Source organism: Ruegeria sp. YTSB088 (assembly GCF_059609825.1).
Genome location: NZ_JBXWMM010000005.1, coordinates 132024 through 151799 on the forward strand (window position 1 = coordinate 132024; position 19776 = coordinate 151799).

At 54.8% G+C, this 19776-nt stretch carries 14 protein-coding genes; 3 read left to right on the plus strand and 11 right to left on the minus strand.

What is annotated here, in order from left to right; genetic code table 11:
* The first annotated feature begins 76 nt into the window (after positions 1-76).
* The 3 genes from AC2FFA_RS09935 (at position 77) to AC2FFA_RS09945 (ending at position 4470) form a co-directional block, all read left to right on the plus strand.
* Complete coding sequence (locus AC2FFA_RS09935) at positions 77-883, plus strand: IclR family transcriptional regulator (RefSeq protein ID WP_496682926.1); 807 nt, start codon at positions 77-79, stop codon at positions 881-883.
* Positions 880-1938, plus strand: a complete 1059-nt coding sequence (locus AC2FFA_RS09940) for an ABC transporter ATP-binding protein (RefSeq protein WP_496851491.1) — start codon at positions 880-882, stop codon at positions 1936-1938. The genes AC2FFA_RS09935 and AC2FFA_RS09940 overlap by 4 nt, the downstream gene beginning before the upstream one ends.
* Positions 1939-2256: 318 nt before the next feature.
* Positions 2257-4470, plus strand: coding sequence for an NADP-dependent isocitrate dehydrogenase (locus tag AC2FFA_RS09945; RefSeq protein WP_496851492.1), 2214 nt, complete (start codon positions 2257-2259; stop codon positions 4468-4470).
* 579 nt (positions 4471-5049) lie between these two features.
* Here AC2FFA_RS09945 and AC2FFA_RS09950 read toward each other — a convergent pair.
* The 11 genes from AC2FFA_RS09950 to AC2FFA_RS10000 all read right to left on the minus strand — a co-directional run bounded on the left by AC2FFA_RS09950 (position 5050) and on the right by AC2FFA_RS10000 (position 19769).
* Positions 5050-6111 (minus strand): glycosyltransferase family 2 protein, encoded by a 1062-nt coding sequence (locus AC2FFA_RS09950; protein WP_496851493.1) that lies wholly within the window; start codon positions 6109-6111, stop codon positions 5050-5052.
* A gap of 167 nt (positions 6112-6278) precedes the next feature.
* On the minus strand, positions 6279-7385 hold the full coding sequence (locus tag AC2FFA_RS09955) for a LysM peptidoglycan-binding domain-containing protein (protein ID WP_496851495.1): 1107 nt from the start codon (positions 7383-7385) through the stop codon (positions 6279-6281).
* Between the two features lie 44 nt (positions 7386-7429).
* Positions 7430-8692 carry a type 2 periplasmic-binding domain-containing protein gene (locus AC2FFA_RS09960; protein WP_496851497.1) on the minus strand — a complete coding sequence of 421 codons (1263 nt, stop codon included), beginning with the start codon at positions 8690-8692 and terminating at the stop codon, positions 7430-7432.
* 22 nt (positions 8693-8714) lie between these two features.
* Positions 8715-9497, minus strand: coding sequence for a PP2C family protein-serine/threonine phosphatase (locus AC2FFA_RS09965; protein ID WP_496851499.1), 783 nt, complete (start codon positions 9495-9497; stop codon positions 8715-8717).
* A 3-nt stretch (positions 9498-9500) separates the two neighbouring features.
* Entirely contained in the window at positions 9501-10535 is a 1035-nt protein-coding gene (locus tag AC2FFA_RS09970; protein ID WP_496851501.1) for an FHA domain-containing protein, read from the minus strand.
* A gap of 201 nt (positions 10536-10736) precedes the next feature.
* Positions 10737-12923, minus strand: a complete 2187-nt coding sequence (locus AC2FFA_RS09975) for a serine/threonine protein kinase (protein ID WP_496851503.1) — start codon at positions 12921-12923, stop codon at positions 10737-10739.
* 341 nt (positions 12924-13264) lie between these two features.
* Complete coding sequence (locus AC2FFA_RS09980) at positions 13265-14551, minus strand: dynamin family protein (RefSeq protein WP_496851505.1); 1287 nt, start codon at positions 14549-14551, stop codon at positions 13265-13267.
* Positions 14548-16590, minus strand: a complete 2043-nt coding sequence (locus tag AC2FFA_RS09985; protein ID WP_496851506.1) for a dynamin family protein — start codon at positions 16588-16590, stop codon at positions 14548-14550. The genes AC2FFA_RS09980 and AC2FFA_RS09985 overlap by 4 nt, the downstream gene beginning before the upstream one ends.
* 68 nt (positions 16591-16658) lie before the next feature.
* Positions 16659-17531 carry a hypothetical protein gene (locus tag AC2FFA_RS09990; RefSeq protein ID WP_496851508.1) on the minus strand — a complete coding sequence of 291 codons (873 nt, stop codon included), beginning with the start codon at positions 17529-17531 and terminating at the stop codon, positions 16659-16661.
* A gap of 23 nt (positions 17532-17554) precedes the next feature.
* Entirely contained in the window at positions 17555-17926 is a 372-nt protein-coding gene (locus AC2FFA_RS09995) for a hypothetical protein (protein WP_496670668.1), read from the minus strand.
* Between the two features lie 82 nt (positions 17927-18008).
* Complete coding sequence (locus AC2FFA_RS10000; RefSeq protein ID WP_496851510.1) at positions 18009-19769, minus strand: dynamin family protein; 1761 nt, start codon at positions 19767-19769, stop codon at positions 18009-18011.
* Positions 19770-19776: the final 7 nt, after the last annotated feature.

Here is a 19776-nt window from a genome sequence, read left to right on the forward strand (position 1 = left end):
CTACACATCGACTCGGTTACTGTTGTCAAGACCCTCGTGACGTTGGCGATGGATAAATGGAGGAGAGCGGAGACCCGTGTCAGGTGACGGAACTATAGGCAAAGCATGTGATGTGCTGGATCAAGTGGCGTCGTTTGAGCGCCCGGTTCGGTTTGCTGAACTTTTGGAAAGCAGCGATTTTCCAAAGGCGACCCTGTACCGATTCCTGCAAACCCTGACCAATCAGGGAATGCTGTCCTATGACCGCGACAGGCAGACCTATTCCCCCGGGATGCGGTTGGTACGGTTAGCCCATGCGGCATGGACGCAAAGCTCTCTGGCGCCGATTGCACGCCCTTTTCTGGATGCCCTCAGCCGGGAAACCGGTGAGACCGTGCATCTGGCGCAACTCGATTCAAGTCAGGTTCTTTACGTAGATAAACGCAACGCCGCGCAGCCTATCGAAATGTACTCTCAGGCTGGCAAGGTTGGCCCGGCCTACTGTACGGGGGTTGGCAAGGCGATGCTGGCCTTCTTGGATGAAGATGCGCTGAACAGGGCGATTTCCCAGCAAAGCTATCACCGCTTCACTGACAGTACTCTGACATCAGAGCAGATGTTGAGGGCGGATCTCGACCGGATTCGCAGCCGGGGATTTGCCATCGATAATGAAGAGCATGAGCCCGGCATCATATGCATCGCATGCCCGGTTCTGACGTCGAACGGTCGGATGCTCGGTGCGATTTCGATAACCGGGTCTACCGAACGTATGGATTTCAACCAACTCGAGGCCTGGGTGCCGCGCGTACGGCGAGTGGCCGAACAAATCGGAACCGAAGCACAAGCGTGGCGATTCCCTGAAACGCGCCCAAGCCCCAGAAACGACAGGATGCAAGTGACATGACAGGTGTAACTCTGAACCAGGCAATCAAACGATACGGTCAGACTCAGGTCATTCATGGGATCGACCTGCAGATCGAAGATGGCGAATTCTGCGTTTTTGTTGGTCCTTCAGGGTGCGGAAAATCAACTTTATTGCGGATGATTGCGGGGTTGGAAGAAACTTCGGAAGGCGAAATTCACATCGGGGCGCGCGAGGTGACACATATGGACCCGGCTAAGCGCGGCGTGGCCATGGTGTTCCAGACCTATGCGCTCTACCCTCACATGTCAGTGGCCGAAAACATGGGATTTGGCTTGCGCATGAACGGTGTCCCAAAAGCCGAGATCGACCGAAAAGTGCAGGAGGCTTCGAGCATTCTGAAGCTTGACCCCTATCTCAAACGCAAACCCAAGGCCCTGTCGGGGGGGCAACGGCAGAGGGTTGCGATTGGGCGGGCCATTGTTCGCGGGCCCGAGGTTTTTCTGTTTGATGAACCCTTGTCCAACCTGGACGCTGAGTTGCGGGTCGAGATGCGCGTCGAGATCGCGCGACTGCATCAGGAAATCGGTGCGACCATGATCTATGTGACCCATGATCAGGTCGAAGCCATGACGATGGCCGACAAGATTGTCGTACTGCGTGATGGCCGGATTGAACAAGTGGGGGCTCCGATGGATCTGTACCGCGATCCTGACAATCGGTTTGTTGCGGGCTTCATCGGTTCGCCCGCTATGAATTTTCTCGATTGCGATTATGCCGACGGCCACGTCACCCATCCCGCCCTAGGTCAGCCGTTACCAATTTCGGCAAACGTTCCTGCGGGAAAGGATAAGGTGACGTTGGGAATGCGTCCCGAACACATTTTCATAGACCGCTCAGAGGATACCTGCACCGTGGACCTGACTGAAGCACTTGGCGGTGTTTCCTACTCATATCTGCTGACGCCGAATGGCGACAAACTGATTGTGGAAGAACGGGAAGACCAACGTAGCAAAATGGGTGATCGGATTGGCATATCAATTCAACCCGCCCGTGCCATGGTATTTGATCCCGAGACAGGACAGAGGTTTCGGTAGTCCTTGGACACAACTCGAAGAACTTCGTTGGACCAGCCGCGCAGCTTCATGGAAAACATGTGGCGTGACCTGAAGCGAAACGCCAAAGACAGACGGGCGAAACGTTGAGCAGATAGCATCTAAGGTCATACACGCCCAGCCCGTGGCAAAACGCGCGGGCACAGATGATTGATTCCCAGCCCAACGTCATTTAAGTGAAGCCCTGTCAAAACAGAGTCACCCAGGGGCGGTATCGTGATCGTGCCCCTCCCGCGCCACGCTGAAGTGGCTTCAACTCTTGGATCGCACGCCCCGAAAGGCTTAAAAAGGTAAAAGAATATGGCAGATAAATCGAACTTCGACATATTGTATACCATTGTAGACGAAGCGCCCGAATTGGCCAGCGCCTCGTTCCTGCCCATCATTCGCAAGTTCGCTTCGGCTGCTGGCGTCAGCGTGGGCACCAAGGACATTTCACTGGCCGGGCGCATTCTGGCAGCCTTCCCCGAGAACCTGACGGATGAGCAGCGCGTCTCAGACGATCTGGCCGCATTGGGTGAACTGGTAAAGACCCCGGATGCTAATGTGATCAAGCTGCCGAACATATCGGCCTCGGTTCCGCAATTGGTGGCCGCCATAGAAGAGTTGCAATCGCAAGGTTATGATATCCCTGCATACCCGGAAGAACCCTCGACCGACGAAGAAAAGGCGATCCGCGCACGCTATGATGCCATCAAAGGCTCGGCCGTGAACCCGGTTCTGCGAGAAGGCAACAGTGACCGCCGCGCAGCCCGAGCAGTCAAAAACTATGCCCGGAAAAATCCGCATTCCATGGGTGAATGGGCCTTGGACAGCAAAACCAAAGTCTCGTCCATGTCTGGCAACGATTTCTACGCCAATGAGAAATCGGCGACCATCACTGCTGCCCAGGCGGGTGATGCAAGGATCGAGTTTGTCGGTAAAGACGGCAGTGTGACTGTTCTGAAGGATGCGTGGCCGTTGGAGGAAGGCACGGTGACTGATGCGACTTTCATGTCGGTCAAAGCTCTGTCGTCGTTCCTAGCAGAGGCCATCGAGGACACCAAGAAAGACGGCACAATGTTCTCGCTGCACCTGAAAGCCACGATGATGAAGGTCTCTGACCCGATCATTTTTGGCTATGCGGTCAAGGCCTGGTTGGTTCCGGTCTTTGAAAAATTCGGCGCTGAACTGGACGCGCTGGGTGTGAACCCAAACTCTGGTCTAGGAGACTTGCTTGAGCGGGTTCAAAACAATGCCGCGATCGTAGCCGCGATCGACGCGATCAAAGCTGATCGCCCGTCGATGTATATGGTGGATAGCGACAAGGGTATCACCAACCTGCACGTTCCTTCCGACGTGATCATTGATGCTTCGATGCCAGCGGTAATACGCGCGGGCGGCAAGGGTTGGGATGAAACCGGTGCTAAGGGTGACACAAATTGCGTGATCCCCGATCGGTGCTATGCAACTGTTTATGATGAAAGCATCAAATTTTTCAAAGCCAACGGAGCACTGAATCCGGCCACTGCCGGTGCGGTCGCAAATGTTGGCCTAATGGCGCAAAAAGCCGAAGAGTACGGTTCACACCCGACCACCTTTCAAGCGCCTGCCGATGGCACCATCCGCATTGTGCTGGCCAATGGTAAAACACTGCACGAGCACGCTGTTGAAAAGGGTGACATCTGGCGCGCCTGCACTGCCAAGAAAGCACCGATCGAAAACTGGATTCAACTGGCGATGGACCGCCAGCGCCTGACCGGGTCCGAGGCGATCTTCTGGTTGGACGCAAACCGCGCTCACGATGCCGAGCTGATCAAATACGTAAAGCCGGCGCTCGAGGCGGCTGGCGTTGCCGACAAGTTCCAGATCATGGCTCCGCGCGAGGCAACCCGCCAGTCATTGGAGACCATAACAGCCGGGAAAGATACAATTGCCATCACTGGCAACGTGCTTCGGGATTACCTGACGGACCTGTTCCCGATCCTCGAACTGGGTACCTCGGCCAAGATGCTGTCGATCGTCAAGCTGATGAATGGCGGCGGTCTGTTCGAAACCGGGGCAGGGGGCTCAGCCCCGAAGCACGTTCAGCAATTGGTTGAGGAAAACCATTTGCGCTGGGATTCGATGGGTGAGTTCTGCGCGCTTGGGGAGTCTCTGAACTTCCTGGCTGACACCAAAGGCAACGTGAAAGCAGGTGTTCTCGGCGCCGCGGCAGAGGCTGCAACTCAGGGCATTCTGGACAACAACCGCTCACCAAGTCGGAAAGTCGGCCAACCTGACAACCGCGACAGCCATTACTGGTTCGCGCGGTACTGGGCCGAAGCTTTGGCGGCCCAATCCGACGATGCAGAACTGGCAGCTGAAATTGCACCACTGGCAAAAGAACTGGCAGACAAAGAAGAGCAGATCTTGTCGGAACTGGCCGCTGTTCAGGGACCAGCCGTGGACTTGGGCGGATACTATCACACCGACCCGTTCAAAACTGCCGCCGTGATGCGCGTCAGCGCTACGCTGAACGCAATCATCGGCTAATCACTGTCGAGCAAACGGGCGAGTTTCGTCCGACATCAGAACACGAAAGGACCGCCTTTGTGCGGTCCTTTTCATGGAACGCGGGATTGCCAAAAGACCGCGACAGCCCCAAACCTTGCGCCCGACCATCTGTAACTTGCTGTGGCGCGCCGTTAAAACCAACCTTGTCACATTCTATGAACGACATGCGCAATGTGTGCCCGGGAGACACCTGCGCAACACGTTGGATTTCAACGCTTGGCCGCTCGCTCGTCGGGCACAAATTTCGATCGCTTTCCTGAAACTGAGAGCCGCGCAGTTAGCGAAGATCGAAACACCCTGATCCTTGGAAAAAATACAAGATTTACGGGATTCCCCCAATAGCGCCGATTTTCAGTCCGCGTTAGGTGTTTGGAGACAAAGAATTTCACTGGTGAGGCCTTCGGGCTATATCACTCACTCAGAAAAATGGCCAGCATTTGGGGTGCTGGCCATTTGCATTTTTGGTTTACTACATTTTTGAGCAATGCCGCTTGTTCGTTCGCTCACGAGCGAACAGGCCGTCCATTTGCCTAGCAGGAAACTGAAGGATGGGTTTTGTTAACCAAACCGACGGGTTTCGGTCTCAACAAGCGATGGTTTGATTTGCTCGACAGCCGACGCCGCAACACCCTTGTGCCGCAAATACGAAAGACGGCGCGCTTCCCTTCGGGCAAGAGCCAGAGATTCCAAAATCAGAGCGCAGACAATGGACAGCATTGTTGCGACAAAACCGGACACGGCAACGACAACAGATGGAATTCTATCAACAAGCCCCGTTTCCAAAAATTCCCGGAATACGGACACAAACACAAATAGCGAAGGCAAAAACATTACCACGGCCAAAGACAGGAAAAAAGCAACGGGCTTTTCATCTTTGATCAACAATCCGATCATTTTGAGAATCCGCCACCCATCAGAGAAAGTTGCCAGCTTGGAGTTCGAATCTGGGAGGCGTGAAGAGTACCTTGTTGGAACCTCTCCGATCGGCATGCGCATTTGCATCGCATGAACTGTTAACTCTGTTTCAATTTCGAAACCGTTTGATACCGCAGGAAAACTTTTGACAAAGCGCCTGCTAAAAACACGGTAACCGGAAAGCAGGTCGTTGATTTTGCTATTGAAGAAGAACTTCACAAGCCAACTGAACAAAGCGTTCCCGAATTTGTGGCCGCGCCGATAGGCTTCGGTTTCTTCATTCACCCGGGCGCCATTGACCATATCCAAATTCTGCGAAACGAGCAGGTCAATCAATTCCGGTGCCGCAGCGCTGTCATAGGTCGCATCCCCGTCAGCCATAACGTAGACATCCGCGTCAACGTCGGCAAACATTCGACGGACCACGTTGCCTTTGCCCTGGTATGTTTCGGAATAGACCAGGGCGCCTGCCTCAAGCGCGACTTTGACGGACTCGTCAGTAGAATTGTTGTCATACACGTAAACGGTAGCGTCCGGCAGGGCTGCACGAAACTGCCGAACGGTTTCGCCAATCGCAACTGCCTCGTTGTAGCAAGGCAAAATCACCGCAATGTCCAAGTCCGCTCTTGTCACGGGCATCAGAGATATTCTTTGAGTATCGAAGGCGCCCTGTATCATATGCAAATCACGCTCTTTCAGTGGCATCAATTGAATGATGGTCGTGCTTAAGGGTAGAAGGTGCTGCGCATTTGAGGCTGTTATGAAGCAGATAAGAGGCCAAATTTTGTCATCTTGAAAAACCTTCCGTTTTTCGCTGACAAAAAGGGGGCCGATTGATGAACCGGCCCCATAGTTTCAGCTGAACCGAGGGATCAGTTCGAAGCTGCGTTCAGTTTTTCGTTCTGCTCGCGCAGAGATTCAGAAATAATCGCATACCATTCGCCGGACTCTCGCATTTCGTTCAGACCTTTGTTCATCATTGCAATGTACTCACGCGCGAACGGGTTGGTGCGGTGTGCTAGGAAACTCATCGAAGACAATGTCGAAACATACGGGTTTTCGATAATGTCACCTGACGTAAGGCCCATGTCCTTCATGGTTGACGCGAACAGATCAACTTCAAAAGCGGCGACATCGGCGGTGCCGGTCATAACCGCATCCAGGCATTCACGCGCCGAGTTGGGTTGGACAACTGTTGTGTTCTCACGGTTCAAACCGACTTCTTCCAGAACTACCATGCTCCAACCTGCCATCCGGCAGATGGTGGAACCTTCAAAGTCTTTGAAATCGGTAGCGTTTGCATACTGGCTTTCCGGCAGTGTGAAGAAGCCGCCGACGATATCGTAGACTGGAACCGACGCGACGAACTGAGTGCAGCGCGCCGTCGTCTCAGCAGACCATTCATATGTGCGGTTCGTGCAATCCGGGACCGTCCAAGCGATAGAAACATCAAACGCACCAAGCGGCAACAGGGTATCGAGATGTGAGCTCCAGTCGTCGACGAAGCTGACAGAATAATCGCGACTGTTTCCGGCGCGTTGCAGACTGGTGGTTGCGAGGCGAGTCATAATACCGCCGCCGCTGAGCGTTTCGGTCGTAAATGGTTCCCAACCGTTGCCAGCAACCAACTTGATGGGCGGCGCGTAGACGTTTGAACGCTTGACGCTTGCAGCACGCTTTTCTTCGGCTGCGATCAGTTCCTGCGCGCTCTGGCCATTTGGCAGGCTGCCGTCCTCGCAGGGAAGGGCCAGAACAAGACCAGGCTCAAGTGCGTTGGGGTTGGTAATTTCGTTCCGGTTTGCGTTGAAGATCGGCTGATAGTTCGATGTGCCGTAGGCTGCGATTGCAATGGTCGCCATGGTGTCGCCGTCTTGTACGGTATAGTTGGTACAAGCTTCCTGTGCCGCAGCGGCGCCCGCACTGAGAGCGGTAATCGCGGTTGCTGAAAGCGCTACCTTTTTTATTTTCTCGTTAAACATGTCCACTTCCTCCAGACTTTAGTTTGTGAGGCCAGATTGGGGCCTTATCCATTTTCCATTTGATGACGCAGGGCGGTTGACACGATGTCGCGCCATTCGCCCGATTGCTGCATGATTGCCAGACCTTGGTTCAGCGTCTCCAGGATCGCTTCCCCATCAGGATTATCTCTGTGGGTCATGACGTTAAGCGACTTGATGGCCGCAAGGTTTGGGTTTTCGATAATCCGGTGTTGATACCCAAGCCGATCTATTGCCTCGACAGCCAGATGCGCTTCGATGGCTACGATATCAGCGGTGCCTTCCATCAGTGCGTGGAAGCAATCATCCGGTGACGTCGGACGCAGAAGTTTGATGACCGGTTCGTACAGGCTTACCGCGTCCATGTGAGACAAAGACCAACCTTCCGGGCGGCAGATCGTTGCTCCGGCAAAGTCGGCATAAGTCAGTGTCTGTTCATAGCCGGAACCTTCTCGGGCGAAGAATGTATCTACGACCTCGTAGAACGGATTTGAAAAATTGTAGGTTTCGCACCGGTTACGATCATTTTCCGACAGTGCGGCGGCGTCCTCACAATTGGGGCGCGACCAAGGAAAGGTGGCGTCAAACGCGAGTGTTGGCATCAACAGGTCCAGATGGGATGACCAGTCATTCACGAATTGAATCTTGTAGGCCTGCTCAGGAGCGGCCCGAAACATCGCGGTCTCAACCAGATGCGTATAGAGCCCCCGGTTGGGCAGAGATTCATCGGTAAACGGAGCGTAGTTTCCGCCGGTGATCAACAGCAACTGACGATCGCGAATTTCGGGCCGTTCACCCGTTCCAGCGTTCCTGATCAAAGCGGCAGCTTCGGAACGGGCGGCTTCAATCTCTTGCTTGGCCGCAGCCCGTGCTGCGACGACCGCCTCTTCACTCGCTTTCTTTGCTTCGGCTTCCGCCTCGGCAACACGGGCTTCCGCTTCGGCCACGGCTTTCTCGGCGCGTTCTTCTGCGGCCTTTACCAGCTCTGCTGCCATTTCGGCAGCCAGACGTTCGGCCTCGGTATCAGCCAGCACCGGTGCACGCCCAACGTCTTCCAGACAGGGCAGTTCCAAAACGTCGCCGACACGGATGATATTGGGGTTGGCACCGATAACATTGCGGTTTGCATCGAAAATGATGCGAAAATCCTCGGTCGCATACACTTCGATTGCCAATTCCCTCAAGCTGTCGCCGCGTTGAATTTCATAACTTGAACACGCTTCCTGCGCCGATGCTGCGCCTGTGGCGGCCGCAAGGGCAAGGCTTGATATGATTAAGTGCTGTCTCATGGGTCCTGTTGCTTTGCCTTTTTTAGGTTCTTGTGAGTTTCGCGACTGCGATGGAAAGATTGTCCTGATCCGGGTCGCCCTTGGCCTGCACAGCTTTCAGCAATGCTTCGGCTATGTCTTGCGCCAGGCCCTGCTGATGATCCCGCAGAATGGTTTGAATTTCGGCGTCGCTGATGTACTGCAGCCCGTCACTTGCTAGGATCAGGACATCAGCAGGTGACACGATCAATGGATCTTCCGGGCAATCCACTTTTGGAATGGCCCCGCCCATGACCACGGAGGTCAATTGATTGCGGTCCATTTCTTGGGCTTCTGCTTCTGTGATCTCGCCCGAAGCGACTTTCCAAGCGATCACGGGTGCCATCGAATGATCTTCGTTAACCTGCTTCAACGCTCCATCGCGAAACAGGTAAAGAGGGCTGTCGCCGATCGAAATCCAGAACACACGCCGCCCCAGAAACAGGACGCCCAACATGGTCGATCCCATGTTGAACCCCTTGCCCTGAGCTTCGTTATGGTTGGCGATCGCGGCATTGGCTTGCATGGCGGCCAAAGGAAGCGCATCTATCGCCGATCCTTCGTTCAGGGTTTCTGCCTCAAGTTCAGCGTCCAGAGCGTCGCGCCAGGCGGCGACTACCATTTCCGAGGCTACTTCACCCGCCTCATGGCCACCCATGCCATCCGCAATTACAACATACCCCGCGTCCGACGCGTCGAACATGCGGGCCGCAATCGCGTCTTCCTGCGTTTCCCGCTGACCCTGATTCAGGATCAGCGCAACATCATATGCCGGAGTTGCCAGCATCAATCAGGAATCCCGCCAATCAAAACCGTCGTCACAGAAGGCCGTGAACCGGATGGAGGTTTCGCTGATACGGATCAGGTCTCCACTGGACAGCGCCACGGTGCTGAGAACGGGTTTGCCATTCAGGCGCACAAGATTGGCCTTGCCGCCATGGCCCAGATAGCACTTTCGATCTTCCGGGTCATAGGCGATAACCGCATGGTTCGAGCGCGAGATGCCTGTATCACCGAAGTCCAACTGGATGGCCTGGTCATCGTTGCGACCGATTTGCATGAGGCCTTCGGTCAGCGTGATGCTTGAACCCCGTCCCGGACCTGATGTTACAACCAGCCAAGCCACAGGAAATGTCTCTTGTACCGCTTCTGCTTTTGCTACGGGTTCGGAGGTTTCGATCAGGTCCTGTACATGAGTATCGGCGCGCTCAAAGCCCAGAAATGTCGTCTTGACCCGTGAACGACGGTCCTCAACCGGGGCTGGTTCAACTTGCTCAATCACCGGCTCAACGGTCACTTCGACCTGCTTCGCTTCCGCAACCGGAGCTTCCGCGACCTCAACTTCGACCACTTCCGGCTCGGTGGGTTCGGACACGACCTGCGCTGTCGGTTCCTCTGGTGATGTCTCTGCGGGTGCTTCCGACACATGCAAGGTGACAACCTGCTCGACCTCAACCGGTTCATCGACAGGCTCTTCTGTCAGAACGTTTGTTGGAGCGTCCTCCTCCTCCGGAGCGTGGTCCTCTTCCGAGCTGTCCTCGGCGAAGATCGATTCCTCGGGTTCTGCCACTGCTTCCGCCTCGACCTCGTTGAACTCGGGCATTTTTTCTTCGGGGATCAGCTCATCCGTTTCCTCATAGGATTCAGATGTCATGTTCCCACCCGCCAATGCGGCGCGCAGTGCGTTGAAATCCGCAATGGGTTCCTGCTTTTCTTCTTCGCTTGCAGGGCCGTCTACGGCGGTCGTGTTCTCGGTGACGTCTTCTTCTTTGGATTTGCCGGCACCTTCGAGAAGCCGGCTCAGAGGGCTTTTGTATTTGAACATGGTGTCGACACCTTCAAGTTATTGACGCAGATATGCCGCGTCGTAAGCTGCTACTTTTCCCTGCACGTCAGCGCAGGGCCACTCAATGGATACCCTTGGGAACTGATACATTCTGCGGCGGTCCGGTTCCCGCCAGGGTGGCAAACATGGATGCCGCCCTCAGCAAACACACACTGGCAGATCACTTGCGAACCGGTCAGATTACTCCTGTGCAAGCTGCATGGCGGCGGCCGTCTCGGCCCTATTGCGCAGCACGGTCAGATTTGCATCTGTTTGCTCGTTCGAAACGAGAGCCGCCAGCATCTCATCAAGGCTTTCAGAGCCGTCAAACGTGGTGCCTGATTGGCTTTCATTCAGCAGGATATCGTCTTTCTGCAGGCTTCCTGCCACATCAGCCGGAACCGCCTTCACCCTTGTTTGCCATCCACCGTTGCCATCAGCGCTAACGGTAAAGCTGTAGCCATTTTCCAACCCAACTGACCGCATGGCGGGAAGAGCCAACAAACCATTTTGTGCACGGGTCTGGCCCAGTGGGCGATAGCGGGCAGCAACCCTTGTGTACCCATCGACATCTACATTCAGGTTGTCGAGAACCTGTGCGGCAAAAGGAACGTCCTGACGAACCGGTTTGCCATTCAGGGTATAGATGACAGCACCACGTTGCACCCAGTCGCCGATCACGCTCATGTCCTGGTTGGCGTCCACCCCGGTAACCGCAATGGTGGCACCGGTCGAGCCGCGGCGGCGTGATGTCTGGAATGGGATATCGACATCCCAATGCGCGAACGATACCTGCTGATCCGCCGGAACTCCGACGCTGGCGACAGCGCCAGTTGCGGGCGCTTCAATCTCGGGTTCTGCTGCAACATCCGATGCTTCTTCCGACTGCAATTGTACTTCAGAAGGTTCAGTGTCTGCGGAGGCTGTTTCTGTGACAGCTGGCTCCGCAGGTACTGTTTGTGCCTGCTCGACAGGCTCTTCCGGCTTGGTCTCGGTTGCGTCAACCACTTCGGGCTCGGGCTCGGGCGCTTCTGTGGATGAGGGTTCAATCACAGGCACCTCTGTCCCAGCGGATTGTACTTCCGCTGCGGGCTGCTCGAGGGATGTTTCTGCCTGTTTTTCTGTTGTGTCGCCCGACATCACAAAGAAACCACCAGCGGCCAGAGCAACTGCAACAACGGCCGCACCTGCGATCAGCTTGCCGCTGCCGCCAGACCCACTCTGGACGACGGTATCTACAGCGACGGGAGTTTCCTCTTTCGCCGTGATTTTGGCCAGGTCGTCATTTTTTTTGTCCTCATTGCCAAGAACAATGTCCGAGTTTCCGGCCAGCAAGGCTGTTACAACCGCTTCCGCGTTTTCGCTTTCGGCTTTGATCCGGGCCTTTTCTTCCTCTTTGTCTTTCCGATCCATGCCAACAATCACGGACACGGGGCGATAGGCGAATGTATCAAACATGACACCAGGACCGCGGAACATGCGCAACCAATCCAATGCGGATTGCAGGCGATCCGTGGCGTGTACTTCCATCGCCTTGTCGATCGCTTCAAGGAACCCTTCTGGATATCCTTCGAAACGACCGGCCAGCGGTGTATAAGGGTCATCCTGGCCGTTGTTGAATGCATTCAAACGGTTTTGGCCGTCGATGGGGCGTTCACCGCTGATCGCGTGATAGAGCGTAGCGGCCAAAACATAAAGGTCGCTGCTGGGTCCTTGTTCGGCGCCCCGGACATAGAATTCGTGCGGAGAGTATCCATCCTTGATGACGCGCAGGGTCAACAATGCTGCCGATTTGTTCGCTGCTTGCTCTCGTGCGGCTCCAAAATCGATCAGGACGGGGTCTCCGTTTTCATCAATCAGAATGTTGTCTGGCGATATGTCCCGATGCAACATGCCGCTCTGGTGAATGAAAGATACCGCGGATAGCATTTTTTCAGTGACCTGAACGATAAAGTCAGGGTCGCCGTCATTTTCCGGGTTTTCCACATAATCCAGCAGGTCGCACCCACGGATGAGGTCCATTGCGATATATGCGGTGTCATTGTCTTCGAACACCTGATGCACATCTACGATATTGGGATGTACCAGACGCGCATGATTGCGCGCTTCTTGAATAAAGAGGTCAATGATCGAGCGCAGGTCGTCCTTGAAGGACGGGTCATTTGGTTCGACCAGATCACCGTTGCGGCGGCACAGCGCTCCGGGGAAGCACTCTTTGATCACAACGTCGCGCTCTAGGCTGTCGCGCGCGAGATAGGTGATACCAAATCCACCGTTGCTGAGATAGCGGAGGATTTCATATTGCCCGCGCAACAGCTTTGCGCCTGGCTGCAATCCCTCAATTTTTGGTTCGTCGTGCGTCGCACCGACAGCCTGGTTGTGGCTCATTTCAATCCGCCCGTTCTATTCATTTTGCGGCTTAGAAAAACCGGGCCGACAGCCCACGAACTCACAACCAAAAACAACCGCAGGACACTTGAGAATGGTTAGACGTTTCAAATTTGACTTTATTGGGGCCGCCTGATGGCTTCACTATGGATCGTTTTCCGTAAGATAGCAGATATTGCTCACTTAGTGGTTGAAGGCACTACATATAGATTTTCGATATGGGTTGATTGAAAACTGAAACCCCAAATCAAGCGTGTTGGTCCACGAATTCGAAACAATAAAGGGCCGATTCCTCGGCCCTTCGAATCGCTGCATTGCAGCTCAATCTTGGCGGGAAAGCGTCAGGTACCGGTCTTTGGTTGTGCCACCGCAACCGTGCTGCCAGCCCAAGCAAGGTTGTCGCCCAACTGCGTCAGAATGCTGATTGCGTCCTTCAGCGGCGCGTCCCCGCTTTCGAATTGCAGCAGCAAAAGCAAGTCTGTCGCTTTCTCAAATTCTGCAGGAATCCAATCAGCCTCGGGATCAATCTCGCCACCTTGTTCCAGACGTTCCGCAAAGTCTTCGACGATCTCCTGACAGCTGTGCAAGAACGCTGCCGGTTCGATGTCGGATGTTTCACGCAAATCTTCATAGATGCTCGCTATTGCGGCCAGCCAGTCCTCGAGAATGGGATTGTTCAGCGGGGGCAGGGCAGAACCCAGCGTTGACTGCATTGACGCAGTGTCATTCGAAGCAACCTCTGGCTCCGGTCCCTGTAGCGCCTCAAGATAGGGCAGGAATTCCTGCTGCATATCCTTTCGTGCAGCCTCGAGATCACTGCGGCGCCGGTTGGACGCCGCTTCCAGAACGTGTTCCGCAAGGTTCTGTCCGCCGCAGGTTTCCCAAAGCGCAAAGTCAGGTTCGGGCTCCTGAGCCATGGCACGCACCGCAACCGGCGTACCAATAGGCACAACAGCGCGGAACATTCCTTCTTTTTCCTTGTTCAGACGTGCAAGGACGCGGTCCAAAGCACCCTGCACCGGTGGGAGATCCGCATGTGTAACGGCCAGCAGGCTGTTGGCCCGCAGTTCGGGCGGCACCTGAGACCACAAGTGGCGCTCGGTCTCGCGCCAGGCATTGGTTCCATTTGTGCACCAGATGGCACAATCGACGAATTTCAGCAGATCCAAAGTCGGCTTATATGTATCATCAAGAGCTCCCGACCCGGGAAGATCAAACAGCGAGATCTCCTTCAGAGCCGGTGTATTGATGCCAACCGATATGAAATCAGGCTCTTCCTGGGCCGCTTTTTCCAGCGCGATGCCTGAATAGGTCTTTGGTTCCTTGTCCCACCAACCGACAGTCGTTTCGGGTGTTTCCGCGTATGCGACGATCACGAGCGGCAATTTCAGATGCTGCGGGCCGGTTGGAAGAATATCCGCACCAGCCAGCATGTTCGCCAAACTTGACTTGCCTGCACCAAATTCCCCGGCGAAACCGATATTGACCGCGTTTGACAGACGTTCGGCATGGGCCAGAGCCCGCGCGCGCATATCCTCCAACGCCGCGTCAGGCGTCAGGTTTTCAGTTGCGGTCAGGAAGCGCTCCAGTTGGCGTACTTCCTTTTCAGTTCCGGGAAATTCAATCATTCCGCAGCCTCTGCTTGTCTTTCATCCGCATTGGTCGTTCCAAAGACCGTTTCCAGCTCAACTGCAATACGGCGAGCCCGGTCGAAAGTGCTTTGCGCTTCGGCCTGGGCGTTCAGTTCGCCCGAGCTGGATCTGTGCTCAAGATGACCAGCCAGAAGAGCCATATAATGATCAAGCACAGTGCTCAGTCTTTCCAACAGATTGTCGCGCGTGGTGTCGATCAGGTCATCCCCAATCAACTCGAACTCCTGCACGATCATTCGTTCGGCGCGCGCCACAACGCTATTTCGCGAGATCAGACGCGAAAGCCAGTTTACACGCAACTCAACCGTAATGCCACGGGTCAGAGCGGTGGTGTCCGGGCGGAACCAGCGCACGGCGCTGGTGTTCATGCGATTGTCGACTTGCTCTTGCCACCCCGGCAAAGCCCGCAAGGCGGCATTGCATTGCATGTCGATCGCATACAGGTCGCTGAGCATTCGCTGCCGCACGACTTGCGAGGCCCCCTGCACCAGTTCACGCATACGTTCGCGCAGTGGGGTGAAGTTAAGCTCGGTTTCTCCACCTTTTGCCAGCAGAGGCGACTGGCCGTCCGGGCCGCGCACGACGACAGACACGGATTCAGCAACCGTGTCATCCAGGACACCGCGCAGATTTGACAGGACATCGTCCATATCACGCGTGATCTCTTGGGTTTTGTCGGCAATCAGTTTGCGCAATTCGGCAAGAGTCTTGTCGCTTTCATCGGCATTGCGGGCGTCAATGCCGTCTTCCTCTTGCAGAGCGCGCAAATGAACCTGGGATCGCTCAAGTTCCCCTCGCGCGAAGCTGTCGAGATGTTGCCAGGCCATCCGTAACTGTTCGTTGATTGGTCCGTCCGTCAAAGCTTGAGTGACATGGCGGCGCAGATCGGGCAGGCCAGACGCGATCATTGCGGCGAAACGCAGGACGGCTTCGCGGCTGATCGGTCCCGGGCCTTGTTTGATCTCGGCCACACCGTTCAGGTATTGCTGCATCTGTTCCGGGTGGGCGCGCAGCCATGCCAGAACATGATCGTGGTTCACCCCTGTTTCATCACCGGTAAGAGCATAGTGCGCCCATTGTGCGCTGCCCATCAAAACATCGATGTTCGAGTTGCCGAGCGCCTTTTCGAGCCCGTCCAGAACGTCCAGACGAACTTTGGTTGCGTCTTCTGCTCCCCCGCCCAATTCGTCCACACGGTTGATGAACACGACGATCTGTCCAAGTTCCAACGCTTGCATCAACCGGAACAGTTTCAGATCTGCGCGCGACAATGCCTGATGCGCGGACAGGACCACCACAAAGAAATCGGATTCCTTCAGATACTGTCGTGAAATCTCTTCGCGGATTAGCAGAGGATCATTCACGCCGGGCGTGTCAGTAACCGTCAGTGGAAACGGGAAGTGGCCCAGATCAAAATAGACTTCGGCCTTGCGGGTGATGTCGCTGTAAAGCCCACGATCACTGCCTGGATCCAAAGTCCCATCCTCGGACGGATCATCCCCGGCACAGACATATCTGGCCAGGTCATCTGATGTCAGTTCGTCCAGATCGTGCTGTTGGCCCAACAGCTGTTCATAGCTGTCGCCCAGACGCCGCTGCGCCCGGACTTTCATGGCCTCGACCTGTTCTTCGATCATCTCGCGCTTGTAGCTGTCCTCGTCATCGGGAAACATGTTGCGCAGTTCTTCACCCTCGGCGATCAAAGATTGCCATTGGTAATTGTCGAAGAAATGGAATTCGGCACCTTGCGTTCTGCCGGAAGGGTGCCCGAAGTGCATATCGGTAATAACAGTTGTCCAAGGGTTAACATCCGAAGGCAAATACTCTGCCTGACCGGTAAAGCCGTTGATCAGACGCGACTTACCAGCCTTGATTTGCCCGACAAAGGCAATTGACGGTTTCAGATTGCTAAGATCACCAATGATGCGGGAAATGAACTGGCGCGTTTCATCATTGCTGATCCCGTTCATTTCTTCTGCTATGCGAATAAGTTCGCGGCGATGTGTTTCACTCATTACTCATTACCCTGGCTACAATAAAAAACAGATAGAAGTAGTCGAAAATTTGAATCCAATGGAGGCAATCATTTCTCTGCCTCCTGCAAAGAGGTCCACAGATTGACAACCGACCCCAGTTTGCGGGCTTCGTGGATGGCGACCGCGATCTGACCACGGTCACTCAGAACGGCCAGACCGGCCCCTTTTCCGCCCGTTGGCCTCATGACAATCAGCTGCGGGTCTTCAATCTCTTGCTGTGAATCACCATCCCAGCCGGCAAGATCAGCAACAAAACGGGCCAGCGTGTCCTGGTCGGGATACATCGGCTCGGATGGCTTGCACACACCTTCCAAAAGGGGTGCGGTGTCTTCCGCACTGTCTACAAAAACACGACCTGACGCGAAGCGGCTCGATGCATCAAAAAAACGTTGGGCAAGTGTTGTTGCTGCATCGGGTTTTTCCTCGGCAGGCGGACAGTCATCAAAAGGTTTCTCAACATTTGGGACGACAGAAACAATCGGTTCGGACGGAAGCTCAATGGCGGCGCAGGCGTTCTCGATTTCGCTGAAGGTGATACCTACCTCATCCACTTCAAGCGCTGTGTCCGGTTTGCCCGACATCAACTCAAGCGGAGCAGGCGATATGGAGATGTCGGATACCAATCCAGCCAGTTTCTCGATCAGTTCGGCGCGTGGCTCTGTTTCAAAGTCCGGAATCTGACCTGCGGGCACCTTAAAAACATCCGTGATCCGGGAGCTGTTCACCTCAATTGCCAGACAATCCCCGTTTGCGGCGGTGAATTCCAACCGGCGCGGTAAAACCGTGCCACGGATTGCCCGCAATATCGCGGATCGGCGAGCAGTTGCAGTTTCCCCTGCTATCATCACAGCCGGAGACAGCCGTGCGACCGAGGTCCGCCCGATATCTTCAAGCAGGTCGAGAATGTCCGTGTCCATCATGCCGTGACCCCCTCTGGTCCCGTTCAAACCGCAGCCGCGACCGGCCCCAGACTGAGATGTGATTTAGTAAGCGCCAGCCCGACATTCGCGCTGTTGCGACAGATATAGCAAACCACATGATCAGGATATTCCTTGGTCCGCAAAAAGATGTTCAGCCTGTCTTTAGAAAAAACTGCGATTTCCCCAAAACCAGTGTTTTCTTCGTCTGCACTGCCCGCCTGACGCAAGAGTGCTTCAAACGCAGCAACCCCGCGCCCCTGAAAAAGATTGGCTACTGCCACCGCCAAAGTATCCAGTGAATCTTCGCAGTCAGGATCAGAAACAGAGCTGCCCAAAAGCATCCCTGTTTCCATGTCGATATACCCGGCTGCAATACAGTCGGGTATCGTTTCCATGGCGGAGTTCAGTGCAATTCGAATAGACATCTAAGCCATTGTTTTCATTTGTTAGTTTCTCACTATCTCGATTCGTTATCCCTTACAATACATGCCATTCCGCGCTGCTGTTTTCCTTGGCTTTCGGAATGGATTGAAGTGCCTCCTTGGTCTGCTTTTCGTTGTGTTCAATGGCGATCTGATCAAATTCGGCCAGAAATGCTTTGAATACGTTCTTCAGTCCCTCCGCGTCCTGCGGCAGGTCTTCATTCCGCGAAATCTCCTGCCACATGGTTGACGCGCTGAGCGGCGATTCAACCGCAATTTCAGGCAGGTCACTCAGCGCGGCAACGCTTCCGTCAACTGCATCGACCTGTTCGGTGGTGGCAGCTTCAATCAAACTGTTGGTTTCAGGTTCCGGCTCATAGTCGTCGGCATTGTTGCCAGTTTGAGCGGCCATCAGTGCTGTAATCGAGGAAACAGAGACTTCGATGCCAAGATCTTCAGCCAAATCGTTTTGCTCGGGTTCTTCTTCTGCTACGTCTCGCTCGATCGGATCATTTTGCATCGACGTGCTCAGCGAGGCGAGCACGTCATCCGAATTGTCAACAGCCACAAGAGGTGCTGGGCTGATTTCAACCTCGTCCAAGTCACTCGGGGCGTCATCAAATTCGTCGTCCAGATCAGCTTCGAGTGACAAATCAAATTCGTCTTCGTCGTCCTGTAGGCCCGCGACATTCGCCAATTCAAGAGGGTCGTTCGAAGTATCTTTAAAGAAGGAACGCAGTTCATCACTTGTATCGGGTTCAACTGGCAGCGGTACTGGCTCTGACGCCATTTCTGCTCGCAGCCGTTCTGCCTCTTCCGCATCGATCCGAACCCGCTCGGCCTCATCAGCGCGCCGCTCGACCCGGGCAGGTCGAACCGGGAAACTGGTTACAACTGCGGCGCCTTCAGTGTTTGGCGTCCCGTCGGCCTCCATCGGGTTCACCAACCTTAATGGTGCGACTTCGTCTTGGTCTTTTTGCACTTTCGGTTCGCTTGACGAGCGGGCAGGGCGCAAGGGCTTAACTTTGGATGCGTCCGTTTGGCTTTTGTCGATCTGGTACCGAGCCAGTTGGTCGGCACGTTTGTCCATAATCTGTTCCGTGATCTCCAGGAAACTGTCGATCATCTTGCCGCCGCCGCTGCGTGACCACATTTCGGCATCGCCTGTCTTGTCCCGGGCAGTGATTGCGTCCCGAGCAGAGAACAGGATGGACCGGTTGAACAGGTGCCCCGCTTCGCGGTTTACGCGGCGCAGTACTTTTTGACGGTCTTTGAGGCTCAAGGCATCTGCCCGCGTCACCAGAAGCAAAGAATTGTGCTGTAACCGCTCGGGCAAGGAAACCCAAGTCGCGCGTTCGGTTTCGCGCCAGGCTTGCGTCGCGTGGGTGCACCACAAGACGCCGTTTGCCTGACCCACAGCACGTTGCCATACATCTGTCGAGATCTTGGGGTCGGAAATGCCGGGGGTGTCGATCAGGTCGACGGCTTCCAGAATATCGGCCTCAAGGAAGATACGGATGAACTGTGCGTCATTGACACCAACGGTTTCAAGCTGATCTAGCTCGATCAGTTCAATACTGCCGTCATGGCGTTTGATATAGGGCGCTTGATTGCCCCAGCTAAACCAGACCGGTGGCAACTGGGTTGCCGTCACCTGCGTCGGCAAGGTCTGCGTTCGCAGCAAAAAGTTCATCAACGTAGATTTGCCAGCACTGAATTCGCCCATCAAGGCGAATACCGGTTTGCGGCGGGACCACTGCTCGATGCGTTCCCATGCCCTCGGAGAAACAAAGCGTGTTTGTGTATCTTTTGCCATTTTTCTA

Coding starts and splice junctions, on each gene's coding strand:
- AC2FFA_RS09980 (WP_496851505.1), bottom strand. CDS start 14,551: ATGATTGAATTTCCCGGAACTGAAAAGGAAGTACGCCAACTGGAGCGC.
- AC2FFA_RS09990 (WP_496851508.1), bottom strand. CDS start 17,531: ATGATGGACACGGACATTCTCGACCTGCTTGAAGATATCGGGCGGACC.
- AC2FFA_RS09975 (WP_496851503.1), bottom strand. CDS start 12,923: ATGAGCCACAACCAGGCTGTCGGTGCGACGCACGACGAACCAAAAATT.
- AC2FFA_RS09950 (WP_496851493.1), bottom strand. CDS start 6,111: ATGCCACTGAAAGAGCGTGATTTGCATATGATACAGGGCGCCTTCGAT.
- AC2FFA_RS09965 (WP_496851499.1), bottom strand. CDS start 9,497: ATGCTGGCAACTCCGGCATATGATGTTGCGCTGATCCTGAATCAGGGT.
- AC2FFA_RS09995 (WP_496670668.1), bottom strand. CDS start 17,926: ATGGAAACGATACCCGACTGTATTGCAGCCGGGTATATCGACATGGAA.
- AC2FFA_RS09945 (WP_496851492.1), top strand. CDS start 2,257: ATGGCAGATAAATCGAACTTCGACATATTGTATACCATTGTAGACGAA.
- AC2FFA_RS09955 (WP_496851495.1), bottom strand. CDS start 7,385: ATGTTTAACGAGAAAATAAAAAAGGTAGCGCTTTCAGCAACCGCGATT.
- AC2FFA_RS09985 (WP_496851506.1), bottom strand. CDS start 16,590: ATGAGTGAAACACATCGCCGCGAACTTATTCGCATAGCAGAAGAAATG.
- AC2FFA_RS09960 (WP_496851497.1), bottom strand. CDS start 8,692: ATGAGACAGCACTTAATCATATCAAGCCTTGCCCTTGCGGCCGCCACA.
- AC2FFA_RS10000 (WP_496851510.1), bottom strand. CDS start 19,769: ATGGCAAAAGATACACAAACACGCTTTGTTTCTCCGAGGGCATGGGAA.
- AC2FFA_RS09940 (WP_496851491.1), top strand. CDS start 880: ATGACAGGTGTAACTCTGAACCAGGCAATCAAACGATACGGTCAGACT.
- AC2FFA_RS09970 (WP_496851501.1), bottom strand. CDS start 10,535: ATGTTCAAATACAAAAGCCCTCTGAGCCGGCTTCTCGAAGGTGCCGGC.